The organism is Halomonas rhizosphaerae (genome assembly GCF_030012485.1).
Classification (GTDB): domain Bacteria; phylum Pseudomonadota; class Gammaproteobacteria; order Pseudomonadales; family Halomonadaceae; genus Halomonas; species Halomonas rhizosphaerae.
Map to the genome: position 1 here is coordinate 193595 of NZ_JASCQQ010000038.1, position 16475 is coordinate 210069.

A 16475-nucleotide genomic window follows, 5' to 3' on the forward strand; every position below is an offset into this window, starting at 1 on the left:
CATGCCGAAGGGCATGCTTGAGCTCGGTGACACGGACGCCGAGCAGCTGAGCCGCATGGCCAATGCCGATCCGCTCGTTTCTCAGCTCCCGTGATGTCACCAAGTGCCCTCCTCCCTGCGTTAACGAAGCGCCGTGCGGAAGCGCTGCTCGAGCACCTCGCCCATGGCATCTCCATCGTACCTGGCATTGGCAGTCGGCAGGTACTCCACGTTGATGCGAGAGCTGCTACCGTCGCGCTGAATCTGAGCCTTCAGCACGAGAGAGTGCTCGGTGCCGTTGACGGTCTGTCTGGCGTAGTCGCTCATCTGATAGAAGGCGCCGGGCGTGGCATCAAAGTGCCATGCATTACCCATCATCGCCCACTGGTCAGAGTTACTGTTCGGGTTGAAGTCCGCCTCCGAGCGGAATCCGAACTCGGAGCGCACCCTCGCATAGGCCGTATCCACGTCCAACGGCGACGCCATGCTGAACCGCCCATGCCGATTGCCTGCAGCTGTTCCCTGGTCCCGGCCAGCTGCCACAGCGTCTTCTTCGATAGCAGGCTGCTGCTCGAGATCGTAATTGATAGGCTGCCCCGTCACCGGGTTATTGATGCATGTCAGGCAGCGCCCTTGAGAGTAGAGGTGGTCCTGAGTGGTACAGCCCGCTGCCACAGTCACAATAGCGCCAAGCCCAACCCAACACAGGACTCTCTTCGCCCCCTTCATCGCTCTCCTCCTTGATTCATCCATGATCACGCAGCGGTTATTCCCCGTAGCCTTCCTGGCTCGCTCCCGGGACGCTGGCATATTGCTCCGCCGGCTGCTGGTGGGTATGGGGGGTATCCATGATTACCTGAGCCACCCGATGAGGCAAGATGGCCACCCGGTCTGCCTGCACCTTGAAGGCCGTGCGCGTCTCGCCGTTCTGCTCCCAGCTGTCCTGAACCATCTTGCCCACCACCACGATCCGCATCCCTCGCTGATACAACCGCGACCACCGCTCTGCTTCACGGTGCCACCACTCCACGTCTGCCCAGAAACCACCGCGATCCACGACTTCCCCATCCTTGGGGACCAGGTTATCGAACCGCACGTTGAGCCTGAGCAGCGTGCGGGGCGGCTGATTGTCACGCACGGGGAAGGTCCTAACCTCGGGGTCACTGCCGATATTTCCCTCACCGTAGAAGCGTGTGCCCATGGGTATCCTCCTTGGTCGTTATCGCTGAAAAGAGACCGCATGTTCGATATCCGCTAGCGCCTTACCGATTCGCTTGATCGACCAGTTGATCGTGGCCGCCTTGGCATTGAACACGCAGCGCTGGACTTCTAGGTCGATGACGGATTGCCGCATCGCCTCGGATATGTCATCACGCGACAAGAACGTCTCAAGCAGCCAAAGTCCCATGCTTCGCTGCTTGTTATCGCGCCACTGCAGGGTTCTGGCAGGGATGCCCGACTTCCCCCATGGGGTCAGCCAAAGATCGGTCGATTTCAGCAGGCCGCCATTCGCCTTAGACGCCATATCGATCGCCTCCTGCCGAGCCGCCCTTGCCGAGCCTTCAAGCTCATCACGTAGACGAATCAGCTCCCCCTTACCCTTAAAGGGTTTTAAAAAACCCTTTGCGTAGCTGTTGAATGCGTCATTGCCATAGCTGTTCGATGCGGTATTCAAACTGCCCTCTCCTGCTCTTGCCGTGATGCCACTGGCATCACGTCAGAGACCTCCTCTGGCTCCACCGCTGAAGTGATTCCATTGGAATCACCCCAAGACCGCCCTCCGGCACCACCACCGAAGTGATTCCACTGGAATCACCCCAGAGACCTACTCCGGCTCAGCCACCTAGGTGATTCCAGTGGAATCACCCCGGGGCCCCATTCGCGACGCCTCAGCGGAGGGGGCCTGGTCACTCTCTGACTCGCTCCCACCACTGGCTGCCTTGGCCTCCGACGGCTTGGTTATCGGTGGCGCAAACTCGCTGCGGTGCTTGCCGGAGAGCACATCGTCGGGCATCTCACCAAACTTCTCGATGGCATCTCGGGCCTTCGCATTGTTGGCAGCGAAGTCGTCGCGGGTGGCACCGCTGAATCCCGGGTACTTCTGGGTGCTCGCACAAAGGCTACGCAGAAGGTGTCCGCCAACCCGGACGTACTCCTCCATCTGGCGCCGGCCGATCAGGGCAATGTGGTGGGCAAGCATGACGCGCCTGACGAAGCGGTCGAAGTCGATCAGCAGGCGCAGGGCGAGCCATCCATGCTGGCCGCCGGTATAGACGGGGATCTTGAGCGGCTGCTGGTTGAGGTTCTCCTCGACATCCAGCTCTGGCGGCAGCTGTGCCATCAGGCTATCCAACTCCTGGAGGCGCTGGTCCAGCTGAGCGCGAGTGTCGGCAAGCTTGGCATCCAGCTGCAGCAGCCAGTAGTCCGCATAGGGGTCATCCTTGGCTGCATTCTGCTTGATCGCACCGCAGATCAGCAGGAACTGCCGCATGCCGATTATCTGTGGGCGCCCCGTCTCGACCCCACGGCCCTTCCAGATCCGTGCGGCGTGGTGGGTATGAAGCGTCAGCTCGATCTTGCTGCGCAGTGCTCCCAGGCGATCAACGGCCATGTCGCGTCGTCCTCATGCTGATGTGTGTCCGCGGTATGGCAGGCACTGTCAATCAGTTGGTAAGTGGGAGACAGCGGAATCGTTAATGGCTGCTGAGTGAGTTTTTCCCGCCAGCCGGCCATAGCCCCAGCTTGCGCAGGCACTGCTCTCGGGCCGCCTGGGCCTCCTCGGGAGACGTGGTGCTGGACGGAGTGCTCGATGCCGTGGGTGCCGCAGGCTGCCTGAGTGGCTGAGTCGCGGCACGAGGTGCAGACCGCTGCATGGCGGGTGGAGTGCTCTGACTCACACTGCCCGTTCGGCGTTCGGCCTGGGTCTTGGCGTAGCCGGTCGCGACGAACTCGCCGCCGATAGCGCGCTTGATCAGCCCCCGCAGGAAGCCTTTGGGGTTTCTCACCGAACCGCTGCTCACGCGGCCCGCCGCCTCATCGAGAATGGCTTGCTGGGTGTCGCCTGATAGCCCCGACATCAGCAGCTGAGTCGCCTGACGCTCGCTATCATCCAGCGAGAGACACGCCGGCCAGTGCAGGTTCACGGCTGACGTACCTGTAGGTTTTACACAGTGTGAAGTACGTACTGTACGTGGAGAACTGCCCGAGTTTTCATGGAGAACGGCATCAATGGCCTCATAAGCTCTTGATTCCAGACTTGGTTCTCGATGAAAACCGGGGGAGTTCTTGTGGCTCACCCTGCCGGGTTCTCGCTGAGAACTCGGCGCTTCCCCCTGGTTCTTCTGCTGAGTCGTGGTGGAGAACTGAGTGGCCTGACGCTTAGCCGGCGAGGGAGGCCGAACCTTGCTGGAGCGAGACGCCAGGGTATCGAGACGCGTCGGTAGCTCATGGAGTGCCCCGGCCTCCTGGAGCTCCTCGAAGACGATGGCGGCCACCGCCTTGACCACCTTGTTCTGGTGATTCAGACAGCGGCACACATACTCGACGTAATCGGCATCCAGCACCGAGGCCTCGGCGGGAGAGAGCGGCTCGTCGTGCAGGATGTAGACGTTGCCGATGATGCGGCCATTCTGCGCGTTCCGAGCCCGGTGCCCGAGGCTCACCCAGCGGGTCAGCCTGAGAACGGCAATGACGCGGGCAACCGTGGCCCGCGAGGCCTTCTGGCCTGGAGCGCCCCGCAGCAAGGGCTGCAGTTCGTCATAGGTCGGCACCGCGGTGGTTCGGTCCGGATTGACCAGCATCCGCATCATCTGCCAGCCGAGCTTGTCGACGTGCCCCAGACGAGGGTCGAGCAGCAGGGCTCGTGGCACGGTCTCGTGCGGATTCCCGAAGAACAGCAGCCCATCCAGCCCCGGCGAGGTCTCCCCAGGCTGGCCCGTCTCGTTGCCCGCCATGGCAGATGCCGGGGACTCCCCCCGGCGCTGGGTCATCTCGGAAGCCGCTTGGCCGATCAAGCGATCCAGCCCCTGCCGAGTGGCGTCGCGCAGCTGAACCATCACCGCTCTCCTTCAGGGCCCGCCCACTCTTCTGCAGGGGGCGACGTGCGCGGCTGGCCAGGATCCACCCACTGCTTGATGAGGTGCCAGAGGACCGCCAGGGGGATACCGGTCTCCTCCGCGAGGGTGACCATGCCCTGCAGGTCATCCGTCGACCTGGGATCCAGTGCAATATGCTGCCAGCGCTCCCAGGCATCATGCTCGTCCTGCTCCGATGGCATCGCCAGACGTCCCTGCCGCGGCGCAATGCCCAGCAGCTGACGGCGCGTGGAGCAGTCGTTGCCGGTCAGGCCGAAGAAGGCCCCCATCATGCTGACGCTGGCCCCCAGCCTCAGGCAGCGGTCGATCAGGGTTTCGCGGTCCTGGTCGCGATCGATGCGCGCCAGGACACCGCGCAGCGCGGCGTGGTCCACCGAGAAGCGTGCGACGACAGGCCCCGCGCAGGCCAGCGAATCGATGTCACTCGCTCTCAGGCGACGCAGGGTGCGCAGCTCATCCTCACTGAAGCCAAGGGCCAGCGCACGGCGCATGTTGCCCTCACGAAGAAACCCCATGACCTGGCTGAGCAGCGCCTGGTTCAGGTTGGCGGATGAAGCGCTCATGACTGGGCCTCCTGTTGTACCTGCAGGTGTTCACGAAGCCGGCGAATCAGCCGCACCAGGCGGAAGTAGCGAAGCAACACCGCATCGTCCCAGGCACTCTCGTCACCTTCTTCCCCGTGAGTGCCGAGCAGCGCTCCCCACAGGGTGGCGTCCGAGGGGTACTCGGGGTTGAGCTCGCCACGCAGGCTGGCCAGCGCCTGCCAGGCGAAAAGGGCACGACGGTCGTCGGCGTCCGGCAGCGGGTCGAGATCGAAGCCGATGCCATCGTCATCGGCGATCACGACCTCGCTTCCGCCAAAGCCACCCCAGCGCGCAATGACCTGGACCAGCTCACGGATACGGATACGTAGTGAACGGGGCTCATCCTCTACCCCTTCGATAAACCAGACATCGGCAATGGGCGGGGTGGTCTCGCCGGAGAGCACCGGGGCCGCCAGGGGAGCCAGCTGCTCGAAGTCGAAGCTGGGCACACCGAGCTCACTGGCCAGGTGGTGGCGGTAGCCCCGTTTCCCGGGACTCTCTTCCCAGTGAGACTGGGTCAACCCCTCGACTCGGGCGGCCTGTTCGGCCTCCGTCCGAGCGGCGCCTTCGGGCCAGTCGAGCTCCTCCTCCAGAGACGCCACCATGGACGCAGATCCCGGCACCGCCGCCGGCGCTTCGACCCCCGGAACTACAGGAGACTGCGACTCGCTTATCTGCTCCTTTTCACGCTCCAGCTCTGCGACCTGCTGACGGAGCCGGATCAGCTCAGTACTCTCCGTCCGCCCCTCATCGGGATGCACATCTCTTCCGCTGAGGGTGCGCGGCGATGGCAGCTGCTCGGCTTGCGGCTCCGAGTCAGGCGCTGGCGGTTTTTCCTTCGGCGCACTGCCCGCTGCCGGTTCGGTAGAACTATCGGGCAGCGGTGGATAGAGCGAAGGCGGCTGGGCATCGGGATCACGCATCTGCTGAAGTTCGGCATCCAGGGCCTCGAAGGCCTGGTGCTCTTCAAGATCCCAGCGCCGCTTGCGATAGGTGACGATGTTGTCGAGGGTCAGCTCGCAGACATTGAAGTGCACCCCAGTGTGATCGGCGAGCATGCCGCATAACCGGTCGACCACGATGCCCCAGTTCATCTCGGTCTGGCCCTCGTCATCGAACCAGGCCAGGGTCTGGTGCCAGGCCTCGGCAAACCCCTCTGGCGCGATTTCCTCGGTGCAGCGCTCCCAGATCAGCCGGCAGGCTTCCCGGTAGCTGATAAGCTTCTCGACCTGCGGCCTCCCCAGGCCGCTGTAGAGGGTGTTGGGCAGCGTGGGCAGCAGATGCTCGACGGTATAGAGCATCTTGCTGATATGGCTCTGGGCCACCTGGTAGCCGTCCTCCGACAGGCGCTTGACCAACTCGCGCTGCGATAGCGATTCACCGCTCTCCTCCTCGTACATCGCCTTGGCATCCATCACCCCCTTGGCTCGCTCGATCCAAAGCAGCTGGCCACGGTTGTCGTTCTCGCTGAGGTGACCCGTCAGCATCTTCACTTCCGACTGCCAAGGTCGGTATAGGGCATAGAAGGCATGGAAACGCGACTCACCGGTCTCTTCGTAGAGCTCGCGTAGGATCTGCAGGCGGGTATTGCCGCCGTCGCAGATGGTGTAGTGCTTCTCGCCCGGCCGCTGGGTCACCGGGGGCTTGTGCTTGAGACCCGCGGCACGGATCGAGGCCTTGATATCCTCATACTTGGAGTTCTGGACCTGCCGTGGGTTGTGCTCATAGGGCTTGAGCATGTCCAGGGTCACCCAGACCGCCATCTCCTGGTCTGGCGGCGTGACGGCGTCGACCGGCTGCCCCTGGCGCCTGGGTCCCGGCTGCGTCAGTCGGTCCCGCAGCTGTTGATCGGTAGGACGCTTCATAGGAGGGCTCCCTCTACGATAGACACGACGGAGGTGATGACAGTGGAATCACTCTTCATGGCGGTACCGCCTCTCCCACTCCGCACGGCGCAACTGGGAGCGCGCATTGAGCTCGGCGCGGCGGTCCTTGGTGGTGAAGGAGGTGAAGACCGGCGCACAGCCTGGCTTGCTGAATCGCAGGTGACCACCGCTGGTACGCTGCACTTCCCAGCCCTGGGTCGCGGCATAGCGAATCAGGCGCTGCATCCCCTTACACCCCCGCGCTACGGAAAGCGACTTACTCATCTGCGGCCTCCTCGATCTCCCAGAAGCGTTTCAGCAAGGTGTCACCGCCTTCGATGAAGGTGTGGATCTCATGGCCGCTGTAGGTGGCCATCCGAATAACCGCGAGGGCGTCTGCCTGAAGGTCTGCATCGAGCCCTCGCAGCCGCTGCATCTCGAAAGGCCAGCGGTAGCCGTTGTAGAGCCCGAGCAGGAGGCGACGAAGATGGTGGGACTGACCGCTATGCCCCTGGGCCACACGGACCAGGTGCTCCAGAGCGGCAAGGCCCTGCTGTTCAGCCTCGAGCTGCCGCTGGCGAGTCTCGTGCATCACCTCGGCCAGGGCTTGGGAGAGCCGGGAACGGGGCTCCGGTGTGCGTACGCGGTGCTGGCTCATGGGGTCACCTCCTGGCGCTGCCACGCCAACGGCTTGAAGCGCGCCGACTCCCCCTGGAACGCCAGGTGCACGGTGCCGGTGGGCCCGTTGCGCTGCTTGCCGAGGATCAGCTCAGCCAGGCCGTGGCTGTCTTCGTTGTCGGGGTGGTAGACCTCATCGCGGTAGATGAAGGCGATCACGTCGGCGTCCTGCTCCAGGGCACCGCTGTCACGCAGATCGGCCATGCAGGGTCGCTTGTTGGGGCGGGTCTCCAGGGAGCGATTGAGCTGCGACAGGGCAATGACCGGGGCACGCAGCTCCTTGGCGGTCTCCTTGAGAATCCGGCTGACCTTGCCCACCTCGAGGGTGCGGTTCTCGCTGCCCGGCTCCTGAAGCAGCTGCAGGTAGTCCACCAAGATCATGGAGGGGCGACCGAAGCGGCGCGTCATGCGGCGTGCGCGTGCCTTCAGGCTGGAGGCGGTGATGCCGGAGACATCATCGATCAGCAGCTTCCCTTCCAGCTGGGTGAGCCGATTGACCGCGGCGGTCACCTTCGGCCAATCCTCGTCTTCCATCTTCCCGGTGCGCAGCTTCTGCAGGGAGACATTGCCCAGGCTGGCGATCAGCCGGAGCATCAGCTGCGCTTCCGGCATCTCCAGGGAGAAAATGAAGACCGGGCCGGCAACGTCCTCTGCCGTCAGGGCATGCTCCGCGAAACCGAGCCCCATGGCGGTCTTGCCCATGGAGGGGCGGCCGGCCAGGATGATCAGATCCCCTGGCTGCCAGCCCGCAGTCATGGCGTCCAGCTCGCTTAGGCCGCTCGGGATGCCCGTCACCCCACCCTGTGCATTGAAGGCCCGGTCGATGACGTTGATGGCCTCACCGAGCATCTCCTTCATGGAGCTCAGCTGCTCATTCCTCTCTTCCGTCAGGGCAAAGAGCTTCTGCTCGGCCTCCTCGATCAGCTCGGTGGCCGAACGGCCCTGAGCCATCAGGGCCTGCTGGTTCAGGGTGAAGCAGGTATGGATCAGCTGCCGCAGGGCATGGCGGTCCCGCACGATCTCAGCATAGGCCTCGACATTGGCCGCACTGGGCGTATTGCGTGCCAGCTCCGCCAGGAAGGCGAGACCTCCCACCTGTTCAAGCTGACGCGCTTCTTCCAGTGCCTCGGACACCGTCACGACATCCATTGGCTGGTCGCACTCCGCCAGCCCTTGAATCGCCTGAAACACCAGGCGATGGGCCTGCTGGTAGAACATCGCCGGTGCCAGGCGGTCGGCAACCTCATCCCACATGGCGTTATCCAGCAGCAGACCGCCCAGCACCGACTGCTCCGCCTCCAGACTATGCGGCGGCATGTAGCCGGCCTCCGGACGCTCCTCGGCCACCCGAAGTTCGGCCAGGTTCTCAATGGCACTCATCGTGGCAGCCCCCCTGCATGGCGGTGGTGCAGACCATGGCGTCGATCAACGGCTGCCACTCGGGGTTGAGCTCACAGGCCATCGCCTTGACCTGGTCGGCAGCGGCGGGCGACTTGCGACCGGCGGGCTTGCGCGGCTCGAACTGATGCGCCGGCAGGCCGGCGCTGGCGGCCTGTCGGAAGGCCACACCGGCACGGATGGTGCTTTGCATCACGCTGACGCCCTGCTCGCCGGCGGCGAACATCTCCGCCAGCGTCTGGTGGATGCTCCGCGCATCGGCGGTCTCATCCAGGCGGTTAACCAGGACGGAAACGGGGGGAACGGAGAGGTGGGTGAACTGGCTAAGCGCTTCGAGATCGCGCAGCAGGCCGACGGTGCCTCGCACGAACTCGCGGGCGGAGAGCAGCTCGGGGGTGATGGGTGAGAGGGCATGATCGGAGGCCAAGACGGCCATCTCCAGGGTGATCGAGCGAGCGCCCTGGGTATCAATCAGGATCAGGTCATAGCCCGACAGGCTGGAGAGCAGCTGGGCGAGACGGAAGCGGCCATCCGGCGCGTTGAGCAGCAGCTGAGGGAGCTGGCCGGCGTGATCGTTGGAGATCACCACATCCAGGTTGGGATGGGCGGTATGCGATATGACATGGGCAGGAGCGGTATCGCTGAGCGCGATCAGCTCGTAGGTGCCGCCGGGGGCTTCGGTGCGGAGGGGATAGTAGCTGGAGAGCGTGGGCTGGCTGTCCAGGTCGATGAACAGGACTTTGAGGCCCGCATCGGCCAACAGGCCACCCAGATTGGCAGTGACGGTGGTCTTGCCGACGCCGCCCTTGGTCGAAACAACGGAAACAACACGCATAACCTCACCTCGGTTCCAGATGGAATCAAGCGTGAGGCTGATGATCTGTAGCTATTACACGAAGACGGCTCGATCCACACCACCCCGCGCGGGGCTTCCACTTCTCGCTCGCAAGACGCTGATTTCGAGAAATTTACGTGGTGCCGGCACCAGGAGTCGAACCCGGGACCTACTGATTACAAGTCAGTTGCTCTACCAACTGAGCTATGCCGGCTCGGGAACCGACTCGAGTCACAGAATCGGAAACAGGGTTGGCGTGGCTGGGGTACCAGGATTCGAACCTGGGAATGCCGATACCAAAAACCGGTGCCTTACCACTTGGCTATACCCCAGCAGATTGGTGGCCAGAGACGGAATCGAACCGCCGACACGGGGATTTTCAATCCCCTGCTCTACCGACTGAGCTATCTGGCCGCTGCCAACGGTGCGTATTAAACCCCAGCGGGCCGTTTCCGTCAACCCCTTCCGTTTCAGAAAGATGGCCGAGGATCGGCGACATGGGGGCTACTCGCCCCGGGGAACATAGCCTTCGGCCTGGTCGGTCTCGCGGTTGTCGAGGAAGCGCTCCATCTGCTCCATCAGGTACTCCCGGGAGGCGGCGTCGAGCATGTTGAGGTGCTTCTCGTTGATCAGGCGTGTCTGCAGTGCCTGCCACTCCTCCCAGGCCTGGCGGGAAACGCTGGCCTGGATCTCCTGGCCCTTCTTGCCGGGCAGCGGCGGGAACGGCAGGGCGTCCATTTCCTTCTGGTACTTGCGACAGAAGACGGTCTGGCTCATTAGGTCTCTCCTCGTGCGGGTTTCAGGGCCCGGCAGTGGTAGTCAGCGCGAAGGGCGCCAGGGACGCCAGCAGCGCCTTGACCGGCGCCGCCAGGCCGATGCTGGCGGGATCGGAGGGATCGTACCAGCAGCGCGCCTCGTCCACCGCGTCCAGCCGACCGATGCGTGCCGGCTGCGGGGTGATCTCGAGGCGGAAATGGCTGAAGACATGGGTGAAGGGCGTCCAGGCGGGTTGGAGCTGGCTGCCCGGCGCCTGGACGTCCAGCCAGCCCTGCAGCGCCTCGACATCGTCGAACTGGGGCAGGCTCCAGAGCCCGCCCCAGAGGCCGCTGGAGGGGCGCTGCTCGAGCAGCACGCGCCCCTCCCGGTCCTGCAGGAGCAGCATGACGGTGGTGCGCGTGGGCAGGGCCTTCCTCGGCTTGCCCTCGGGGAAGAGCTTCTCCTCGCCGCGGGCGTGGGCCACGCAGACCTCCTCGAAGGGACAGCGAGCGCAGTCCGGGGTGCCGCGCCGGCAGAGGGTCGCGCCCAGGTCCATCATCGCCTGGGTGAAGTCGACCAGCCGCTCGTCGGGCGTGTAGTGCTCGGCCAAAGCCCACAGCCGCCGTTCTACCGCCGGTCGTCCCGGCCAGCCCTCCACGGTGTGCAGGCGCGTGAGGACGCGCTTGACGTTGCCGTCGAGGATCACCGCGCGCCGCCCGGTGCTCTGGGCGATGATCGCCCCGGCCGTGGAGCGGCCGATGCCGGGCAGCGCCGCCATCTCGTCGAGGCTGTGGACGGGAAACGCCCCATCATGCTGATCGGCCACCACCCGAGCGGCCTTGTGGAGGTTGCGCCCCCGGGCGTAATAGCCAAGCCCGGTCCACAGGTGCAGTACCTCGTCCTGGTCGGCCGCCGCCAGCGACGCCACGTCGGGAAAGCGTGTCATGAAGCGCTCGAAGTAGGGGATCACCGTGGCCACCTGGGTTTGCTGCAACATGATCTCCGAGACCCACACCCGGTAGGGGCTGCGTTCGTGCTGCCAGGGCAGATCGTGGCGGCCGTGCTCGTCGAACCATGCGAGCAGGCGCTGCTGGAAGCGCTCCGGCGGCAGGATGGCTGGCGGCATGTCCGTCATGGGGCTCTCACTGCGCGCAAAAAAGCGCCGACTGGGGAAGTCGGCGCAGGGACTGGTCGTACGTGTTGCTCAATTGAATAGACCCTTCAGGGCGTCGCGAAGTTCCTTGCCGGCTTCCTCGCCGATGCGCTCGTCGATCTTCTCGGCGGCGCCCTCGAGGCGCTTCTCGACCTCCTCGCCGGCCCGCTGCGAGGCCTCGTCCCGCAGCAGCTCGGCCAGGGTGCCCTGGAAGGCCTGGCGGTCGACGCGGCACCATTCGGCACTGTCACCGTCCAGCTGCCCCTCGCAGCGCACCGGCAGCGGCACCCGCTCCAGGCGCCGGTTGACCTCACAGGGAGCGTTCTCGGCATTGACCAGCCGTACGGCGGCACGCAGGTCGAACTGCTCGCTGACCAGGTCCAGTTCGCCCTTGCCGCCCACCTCCATGCCGGGCAGCGTGACCAGAAGATCGTCGCTCCTGGCGGTACCTTCATCCAGCTTGAGGGTGGCACGGATGCGCTCGAAGCGGGTCTCGTCGCGCCATTCGCGGTCGAGCTGCTCGCCCTCCAGGGCGGCGGCCGTGATGCACAGCTCCCGGGAGATGTTGACCCCGGGAATCGCGCCCTCCTCGACGCGGGTGGCGAGGTTGCCGCCCAGATGGCGCCTGAGCTCCACCAGGGTGTTGCCACGGGTGGCGAGTTCGCCCTCGCCGCTGAAGCGGCCGCTCAAGGGGGCGGGCTCTTTGCCGAGGGCCTCGAGCAACGACTCCAGGCGCACCCGCTCGACCTTCGGCGCCAGCTGCCAGCGGGCCGGCGTCTCGCGCATGTCGAGGGCACCGTCGGCGGCCAGGCGGCCATCGTGGAAGCGCGACTCGAAGGCGACCAGGCGATGGCGCCCGTCACGCCCCTCGAGGGTCAGGTCAACGTCCTGAAAGTCCAGCCCCGCCAGACGCAGCTCACCCAGGGACAGGTGAGCATCGAGCGTGAGTGCGGCCAGCCAACCCGTCGGCATCAGGGCGTCCGACTCGGCGGCATGGGCCCGGCGGACGCCCGGCAGGCGCCACAACGAGGCGCCGTCGTCCTCCACTCCCGGGGGCGGCAGGTAGCCGTCCACGTCGAGCTGGTCACCCTGCAGGTCGGCGGCGAGTTGTTCACCATCGTACTGCCCCGCCAGGCGGCCGGTGAAGGTGCTGCCGTCCAGCACCAGGGTCAGGCCGGCGAGCTCGAAGCGTTCGAGGTCGCCGCTGACGGGGCTGGTCAGCGCCACGTCGGAGAGCGCCTCGCCATTGGCCATCTCGGGCATCATGTCGAGCCGCGCCAGCCAGGGACGCAGCGACAGCGGCGCCAGGCGCAGCTGGCCGGTGTAGGCCGGTGCCTCGGCGAGGTCGCTGAAGTTGAGGTTACCGTTGAGCTCCAGGCCGTCGGGGCCGGTGAGCGCCATGTCGCGCAGGCGGGCGCTCTGCTCGTCGAGGTCGGCATCCAGGGAGAACGCCAGCGACAGCGGCGCCACCTTCTCGCCCAGGCGCGGATGTTTGAGGCTGGCGTCGAGCTGCCCCTCCTCCAGCTGCAGGCTGCCGTCGGCGACGTTCACGACCAGCTCGGCGCCCTGAAGGTTGACCTTCTGTTCGCTGTCGAGACCGGCGAGACGGTTGACCGTCTCCAGGCTCAGCCCCTCCAGCACGTGCCGGCCCTCCGCCAGGCCCAGGGCCACCCGGCCCTCCAGGGAGACGTCGCTGACCAGACGCGCCTCACGCTCCTGCTCCCGCCAGTCGAGGCCCTCGTGGGCCGTCAGCCGGAAGGAGGACGCGACCGGGAAGGCCCGCCCGGGATTGACGTTGCTGCCACTGACCTGGACGTTCTCGAAGAGCAGTTCGCGATCGCCCAGGGCATCGCGGAAACGCACCTCACCGCCCCGGACCTGCACGCTGGCGACGTTGAGCGCCACCGAAAGGCCGGTGTCGATGTCGGGGTCGGGCCCGGCGCTGGCCGGGGCCAGGGCGGCCTCGGCCTCCTCGCTGCTCTCTCTGAGCTGCTCGAGCAGCACTTCCCAGTTACCCTCCCCCTGGGCGTCGCGCCGAAGGTCGAGATAGAGGCCCTCGAGGGTCAGGCCGTCGATGGCGATCTCCCCGCGCAGCAGCGGCGTGAAGGCGAGGCTGACCTCGGCGTGGGAGAAGGCGGCGAAGGGCGTCGAGTCGACCGCCTGATCCGGCAGGCGGGCCTCGGCCTTCTCCACGCCCACCCCCAGACGGGGGTAGAAGGACCAGGAGAGGGAGCCATCCAGGCTCAGTTCCAGCCCGCTGTGTTCTCGCACCACCTCGACCAGCCGCGGCTTGAGGTCATTGGGGTCGAAGAAGGTGGTGACATAGACCACAGCGCCGACCATCACCAGGCCGAGCACGCCGATGGCGGCAAGCAGGGTCCGCAACAGGCGCTTCATTGCTGGCCTCCCCGCGGTGACAGGTCGAGCTCGAAGTAGTCGCCGTCCTTGGTGAGCCGGTAGCCGAGCCGGGCAAGCAGCATCTGGTCGGCCACCGGCAGGTGGGTGGAGTCGGCATAGAGGCGACGTCCCTCGGCATGGGCGCTCTCGCTGACCAGCGCCAGCAGCCGTGAGCCGACGCCGCGCCGCCGGGTCGTCCTGCGCACGCAGAGGTTCGACAGCCACCAGGCGTCCTGGTCGGGCTTCACCGCCACAGCGCCCAGCAGCCGGTCGTTGAAGCGGGCGCAGCTGAACAGGTGGCCACTCGCGAGATGGTCTCGGATGAAGTCGTCCACGGGCAAGGGCAGGCGCTCGGCGGGAGCGTCGGCGTAGATGCGCGCGAGGTCGAGGCGTATCTGGGCATCCGCTTCCCAGGCGGCCTGGTCGACCTGTTGAAGGGTCACCGGCATGCGTGATTCTCCTTGAGCCGGGGCGGCGGGGTCGCCACCACTGTAATGGCCCGCATTGTAGCGGATGGGGCAGGCGATTCACTATAATGGCAGGCTCGCGGCGTCAGGCACAGCACCCGGCGCCCTTCCGCCTTGCCGGCCGGTGGCCATCACCGGCCCCTCTCGACACGCGCCCCGGCGCTGGAGACCCGACATGTCCGAGCGTATCGCCACGGTCACCCGGAACACCCGGGAAACCCAGATCACGGTGACCATCAATCTCGACGGCGAGGGGCGCCTGGCCTGCGAGACCGGCGTGCCCTTCCTCGACCACATGCTCGACCAGGTGGCCCGCCATGGCCTGATAGACCTCGACATCGAGGCGGTGGGCGACCTGCACATCGATGACCACCATACCGTAGAGGACCTCGGCATCACCCTGGGCCAGGCCTTCCATCAGGCGATCGGCGACAAGCGCGGCATCCACCGCTACGGCCATGCCTACGTCCCCCTGGACGAGGCCCTGTCGCGGGTGGTGGTAGACTTCTCCGGCCGCCCGGGACTCTTCATGGACGTCGAGTTCACCCGCGCCAGCATCGGCCGCCTGGATACCCAGCTGTTCTGGGAGTTCTTCCAGGGCTTCGTCAACCATGCCCGGGTGACCCTGCACATCGACAACCTGAAGGGCTTCAACGCCCACCATCAGGCGGAAACCATCTTCAAGGCCTTCGGCCGCGCGCTGCGCATGGCCGTGGCACCGGACCCGCGCATGGCCGGCCAGATGCCGTCCACCAAGGGCAGTCTCTAAGGCCGCCAAACGATCACACGAGGAGCGCTCCATGACCATTGCCGTCATCGACTACGGGATGGGCAACCTGCATTCCGTCGCCAAGGCACTGGAACACGTCACCCACGAGAACGTGATCGTGACGCGGGATGCCCGTCGCATCCGCGGCGCCACCCGCCTGGTGCTGCCCGGCCAGGGCGCCATCCGCGACTGCATGGGCGAGCTCGAGAAGACCGAACTGCGTGGCCTGGTCGAGGAACTGCTCGCCCGCCAGGCCAAGCCGCTGCTCGGCATCTGCGTCGGCCAGCAGATGCTGCTCGATCATAGCGAGGAGAACGGCGGCATCGGCTGTCTGGGTTTCCTGCGCGGCGAGGTGAGGAAGTTCCCGACCGACATGCGCGATGACCGGAACAATCGCCTCAAGGTGCCCCACATGGGCTGGAACCTGGTGCACCAGCACCATGACCACCCCCTGTGGGCAGGCATCGACCAGGACGAGCACTTCTACTTCGTGCACAGCTACTATGTCGACGCCACCGACGACGCCACGGTATTCGGCACCACCGAGTATGGTCGCGTGAATGCCCATGTGGCCATCGGCCGCGATGCCACCTTCGCCGTGCAGTTCCACCCGGAGAAGAGCTCCCGGGCCGGCCTCAAGCTGCTGGAAAACTTCGTTCAATGGACGCCCTGAGCGGCGACACACTTCACGGGAGTGGCCGCCGCGCCACCATTCAGGGCGCCCGTGGCCGCGCCAACCGAGGACACTGACATGCTGGTAATTCCCGCCATCGACCTCAAGGACGGCAAGTGCGTCCGCCTCAAGCAGGGCCGCATGGACGATGCCACCACCTATGGCGACGACCCGGTGGCCATGGCCGCCCGCTGGGTCGAGGCCGGCGCCCGGCGCCTCCACCTGGTCGACCTGAACGGCGCCTTCGAGGGCACGCCGGTCAACGGCGAGGCGGTCACCGCCATCGCCCGCGCCTGGCCCGACCTGCCCATCCAGATCGGCGGCGGCATCCGCAGCGCCCGTACCATCGAGCACTACCTCGAGGCGGGGGTCTCCTACGTGATCATCGGCACCAAGGCGGTCAAGGAACCGGCCTTCGTCGGCGAGATGTGCAAGGCCTTTCCCGGCCACGTGATCGTCGGCCTGGACGCCCGGGATGGCTTCGTGGCCACCGACGGCTGGGCCGAGGTCTCGACGGTGAAGGCCACTGACCTGGCCAAGCGCTTCGCCGACGACGGCGTCTCCAGCATCGTCTACACCGACATCGCCCGCGACGGCATGATGTCCGGCGTCAACGTCGAGGCCACCGCTCAGCTTGCCCGCGAGGGGGGCCTGCCGGTGATCGCCTCCGGCGGGGTGACCGACCTCGATGACCTGCGCGCCCTGATCGCGGCCGGCGAGCCGGGGATCCTGGGGGCCATCACCGGGCGGGCCATCTACGAGGGCAGCCTCGACGTGGCCGAGGCGCAACGGCTCTGCGACGAACTCAGCCACAAGGGGAGCTGATC

The 16475-nt window shown here is 65.7% G+C and carries 18 protein-coding genes and 3 tRNA genes; 3 read left to right on the top strand and 18 right to left on the bottom strand.

The genetic code is table 11. From position 1 onward, the window contains the following. Positions 1 to 120: 120 nt before the first annotated feature. The 18 genes from QLQ86_RS18380 to QLQ86_RS18465 form a co-directional block, all read right to left on the bottom strand. Positions 121 to 708, bottom strand: a complete 588-nt coding sequence (locus tag QLQ86_RS18380; RefSeq protein WP_282817936.1) for a hypothetical protein — start codon at positions 706 to 708, stop codon at positions 121 to 123. Positions 709 to 745: 37 nt separating this feature from the next. Continuing rightward, positions 746 to 1180, bottom strand: coding sequence for a single-stranded DNA-binding protein (locus QLQ86_RS18385; RefSeq protein WP_282817937.1), 435 nt, complete (start codon positions 1178 to 1180; stop codon positions 746 to 748). Between the two features lie 18 nt (positions 1181 to 1198). Continuing rightward, complete coding sequence (locus QLQ86_RS18390) at positions 1199 to 1654, bottom strand: DUF3158 family protein (RefSeq protein WP_282817938.1); 456 nt, start codon at positions 1652 to 1654, stop codon at positions 1199 to 1201. A gap of 168 nt (positions 1655 to 1822) precedes the next feature. Continuing rightward, positions 1823 to 2590: a PFL_4669 family integrating conjugative element protein gene (locus QLQ86_RS18395; protein ID WP_282817939.1), complete on the bottom strand. Its 768-nt coding sequence runs from the start codon at positions 2588 to 2590 to the stop codon at positions 1823 to 1825. Positions 2591 to 2672: 82 nt separating this feature from the next. After that, positions 2673 to 4034, bottom strand: coding sequence for an STY4528 family pathogenicity island replication protein (locus QLQ86_RS18400; protein ID WP_282817940.1), 1362 nt, complete (start codon positions 4032 to 4034; stop codon positions 2673 to 2675). Continuing rightward, positions 4034 to 4636: a DUF2857 domain-containing protein gene (locus QLQ86_RS18405; protein ID WP_282817941.1), complete on the bottom strand. Its 603-nt coding sequence runs from the start codon at positions 4634 to 4636 to the stop codon at positions 4034 to 4036. Before QLQ86_RS18405 ends, QLQ86_RS18400 begins: the two co-directional genes overlap by 1 nt. Continuing rightward, positions 4633 to 6522: a ParB family protein gene (locus QLQ86_RS18410; RefSeq protein WP_282817942.1), complete on the bottom strand. Its 1890-nt coding sequence runs from the start codon at positions 6520 to 6522 to the stop codon at positions 4633 to 4635. Before QLQ86_RS18410 ends, QLQ86_RS18405 begins: the two co-directional genes overlap by 4 nt. A gap of 48 nt (positions 6523 to 6570) precedes the next feature. Then, positions 6571 to 6807 (bottom strand): hypothetical protein, encoded by a 237-nt coding sequence (locus QLQ86_RS18415; RefSeq protein ID WP_095623388.1) that lies wholly within the window; start codon positions 6805 to 6807, stop codon positions 6571 to 6573. Then, positions 6800 to 7180, bottom strand: coding sequence for a DUF7673 family protein (locus tag QLQ86_RS18420; protein WP_095623389.1), 381 nt, complete (start codon positions 7178 to 7180; stop codon positions 6800 to 6802). The genes QLQ86_RS18415 and QLQ86_RS18420 overlap by 8 nt, the downstream gene beginning before the upstream one ends. Next, positions 7177 to 8580, bottom strand: coding sequence for a replicative DNA helicase (gene dnaB / locus QLQ86_RS18425; protein WP_407650121.1), 1404 nt, complete (start codon positions 8578 to 8580; stop codon positions 7177 to 7179). Before dnaB ends, QLQ86_RS18420 begins: the two co-directional genes overlap by 4 nt. Next, positions 8567 to 9433, bottom strand: coding sequence for a ParA family protein (locus QLQ86_RS18430; RefSeq protein WP_282817943.1), 867 nt, complete (start codon positions 9431 to 9433; stop codon positions 8567 to 8569). Before QLQ86_RS18430 ends, dnaB begins: the two co-directional genes overlap by 14 nt. Before the next feature lie 138 nt (positions 9434 to 9571). Further along, a tRNA-Thr gene (locus QLQ86_RS18435) sits at positions 9572 to 9647 on the bottom strand. A 43-nt stretch (positions 9648 to 9690) separates the two neighbouring features. Then, positions 9691 to 9765: transfer RNA gene (locus tag QLQ86_RS18440), tRNA-Gln, on the bottom strand. A 6-nt stretch (positions 9766 to 9771) separates the two neighbouring features. Then, positions 9772 to 9847: transfer RNA gene (locus QLQ86_RS18445), tRNA-Phe, on the bottom strand. Between the two features lie 90 nt (positions 9848 to 9937). Then, positions 9938 to 10210: an oxidative damage protection protein gene (locus tag QLQ86_RS18450; protein ID WP_250063664.1), complete on the bottom strand. Its 273-nt coding sequence runs from the start codon at positions 10208 to 10210 to the stop codon at positions 9938 to 9940. 22 nt (positions 10211 to 10232) lie between these two features. Continuing rightward, positions 10233 to 11324: an A/G-specific adenine glycosylase gene (mutY, locus tag QLQ86_RS18455; RefSeq protein WP_282817944.1), complete on the bottom strand. Its 1092-nt coding sequence runs from the start codon at positions 11322 to 11324 to the stop codon at positions 10233 to 10235. A 69-nt stretch (positions 11325 to 11393) separates the two neighbouring features. Continuing rightward, complete coding sequence (locus QLQ86_RS18460; RefSeq protein ID WP_282817945.1) at positions 11394 to 13739, bottom strand: AsmA family protein; 2346 nt, start codon at positions 13737 to 13739, stop codon at positions 11394 to 11396. Next, the gene (locus QLQ86_RS18465; protein WP_282734408.1) at positions 13736 to 14188 is read right to left on the bottom strand and encodes an acetyl-CoA sensor PanZ family protein; all 453 of its coding nucleotides are present in this window, start codon (positions 14186 to 14188) and stop codon (positions 13736 to 13738) included. The genes QLQ86_RS18460 and QLQ86_RS18465 overlap by 4 nt, the downstream gene beginning before the upstream one ends. Before the next feature lie 193 nt (positions 14189 to 14381). Between QLQ86_RS18465 and hisB the strand changes: the two genes are divergently transcribed. From hisB to hisA, 3 genes are all read left to right on the top strand, one after another. Then, a complete protein-coding gene (gene hisB, locus QLQ86_RS18470) occupies positions 14382 to 14975 on the top strand; it encodes an imidazoleglycerol-phosphate dehydratase HisB (RefSeq protein ID WP_282734409.1) in 594 nt (197 codons plus the stop codon). A gap of 31 nt (positions 14976 to 15006) precedes the next feature. Continuing rightward, positions 15007 to 15648, top strand: coding sequence for an imidazole glycerol phosphate synthase subunit HisH (gene hisH, locus QLQ86_RS18475; RefSeq protein WP_282734410.1), 642 nt, complete (start codon positions 15007 to 15009; stop codon positions 15646 to 15648). A gap of 78 nt (positions 15649 to 15726) precedes the next feature. Next, entirely contained in the window at positions 15727 to 16473 is a 747-nt protein-coding gene (gene hisA, locus QLQ86_RS18480) for a 1-(5-phosphoribosyl)-5-[(5-phosphoribosylamino)methylideneamino]imidazole-4-carboxamide isomerase (RefSeq protein ID WP_282817946.1), read from the top strand. The last annotated feature ends 2 nt before the right edge of the window (positions 16474 to 16475 follow it).

What these genes read in the sequence shown, in the direction of transcription:
- QLQ86_RS18380 (WP_282817936.1), bottom strand. Translation starts at nt 708, where the DNA reads ATGAAGGGGGCGAAGAGAGTCCTGTGTTGGGTTGGGCTTGGCGCTATT.
- QLQ86_RS18385 (WP_282817937.1), bottom strand. Translation starts at nt 1,180, where the DNA reads ATGGGCACACGCTTCTACGGTGAGGGAAATATCGGCAGTGACCCCGAG.
- QLQ86_RS18395 (WP_282817939.1), bottom strand. Translation starts at nt 2,590, where the DNA reads ATGGCCGTTGATCGCCTGGGAGCACTGCGCAGCAAGATCGAGCTGACG.
- QLQ86_RS18400 (WP_282817940.1), bottom strand. Translation starts at nt 4,034, where the DNA reads ATGGTTCAGCTGCGCGACGCCACTCGGCAGGGGCTGGATCGCTTGATC.
- QLQ86_RS18405 (WP_282817941.1), bottom strand. Translation starts at nt 4,636, where the DNA reads ATGAGCGCTTCATCCGCCAACCTGAACCAGGCGCTGCTCAGCCAGGTC.
- QLQ86_RS18410 (WP_282817942.1), bottom strand. Translation starts at nt 6,522, where the DNA reads ATGAAGCGTCCTACCGATCAACAGCTGCGGGACCGACTGACGCAGCCG.
- QLQ86_RS18415 (WP_095623388.1), bottom strand. Translation starts at nt 6,807, where the DNA reads ATGAGTAAGTCGCTTTCCGTAGCGCGGGGGTGTAAGGGGATGCAGCGC.
- QLQ86_RS18420 (WP_095623389.1), bottom strand. Translation starts at nt 7,180, where the DNA reads ATGAGCCAGCACCGCGTACGCACACCGGAGCCCCGTTCCCGGCTCTCC.
- dnaB (WP_407650121.1), bottom strand. Translation starts at nt 8,580, where the DNA reads ATGAGTGCCATTGAGAACCTGGCCGAACTTCGGGTGGCCGAGGAGCGT.
- QLQ86_RS18430 (WP_282817943.1), bottom strand. Translation starts at nt 9,433, where the DNA reads ATGCGTGTTGTTTCCGTTGTTTCGACCAAGGGCGGCGTCGGCAAGACC.
- QLQ86_RS18450 (WP_250063664.1), bottom strand. Translation starts at nt 10,210, where the DNA reads ATGAGCCAGACCGTCTTCTGTCGCAAGTACCAGAAGGAAATGGACGCC.
- mutY (WP_282817944.1), bottom strand. Translation starts at nt 11,324, where the DNA reads ATGACGGACATGCCGCCAGCCATCCTGCCGCCGGAGCGCTTCCAGCAG.
- QLQ86_RS18460 (WP_282817945.1), bottom strand. Translation starts at nt 13,739, where the DNA reads ATGAAGCGCCTGTTGCGGACCCTGCTTGCCGCCATCGGCGTGCTCGGC.
- QLQ86_RS18465 (WP_282734408.1), bottom strand. Translation starts at nt 14,188, where the DNA reads ATGCCGGTGACCCTTCAACAGGTCGACCAGGCCGCCTGGGAAGCGGAT.
- hisB (WP_282734409.1), top strand. Translation starts at nt 14,382, where the DNA reads ATGTCCGAGCGTATCGCCACGGTCACCCGGAACACCCGGGAAACCCAG.
- hisH (WP_282734410.1), top strand. Translation starts at nt 15,007, where the DNA reads ATGACCATTGCCGTCATCGACTACGGGATGGGCAACCTGCATTCCGTC.
- hisA (WP_282817946.1), top strand. Translation starts at nt 15,727, where the DNA reads ATGCTGGTAATTCCCGCCATCGACCTCAAGGACGGCAAGTGCGTCCGC.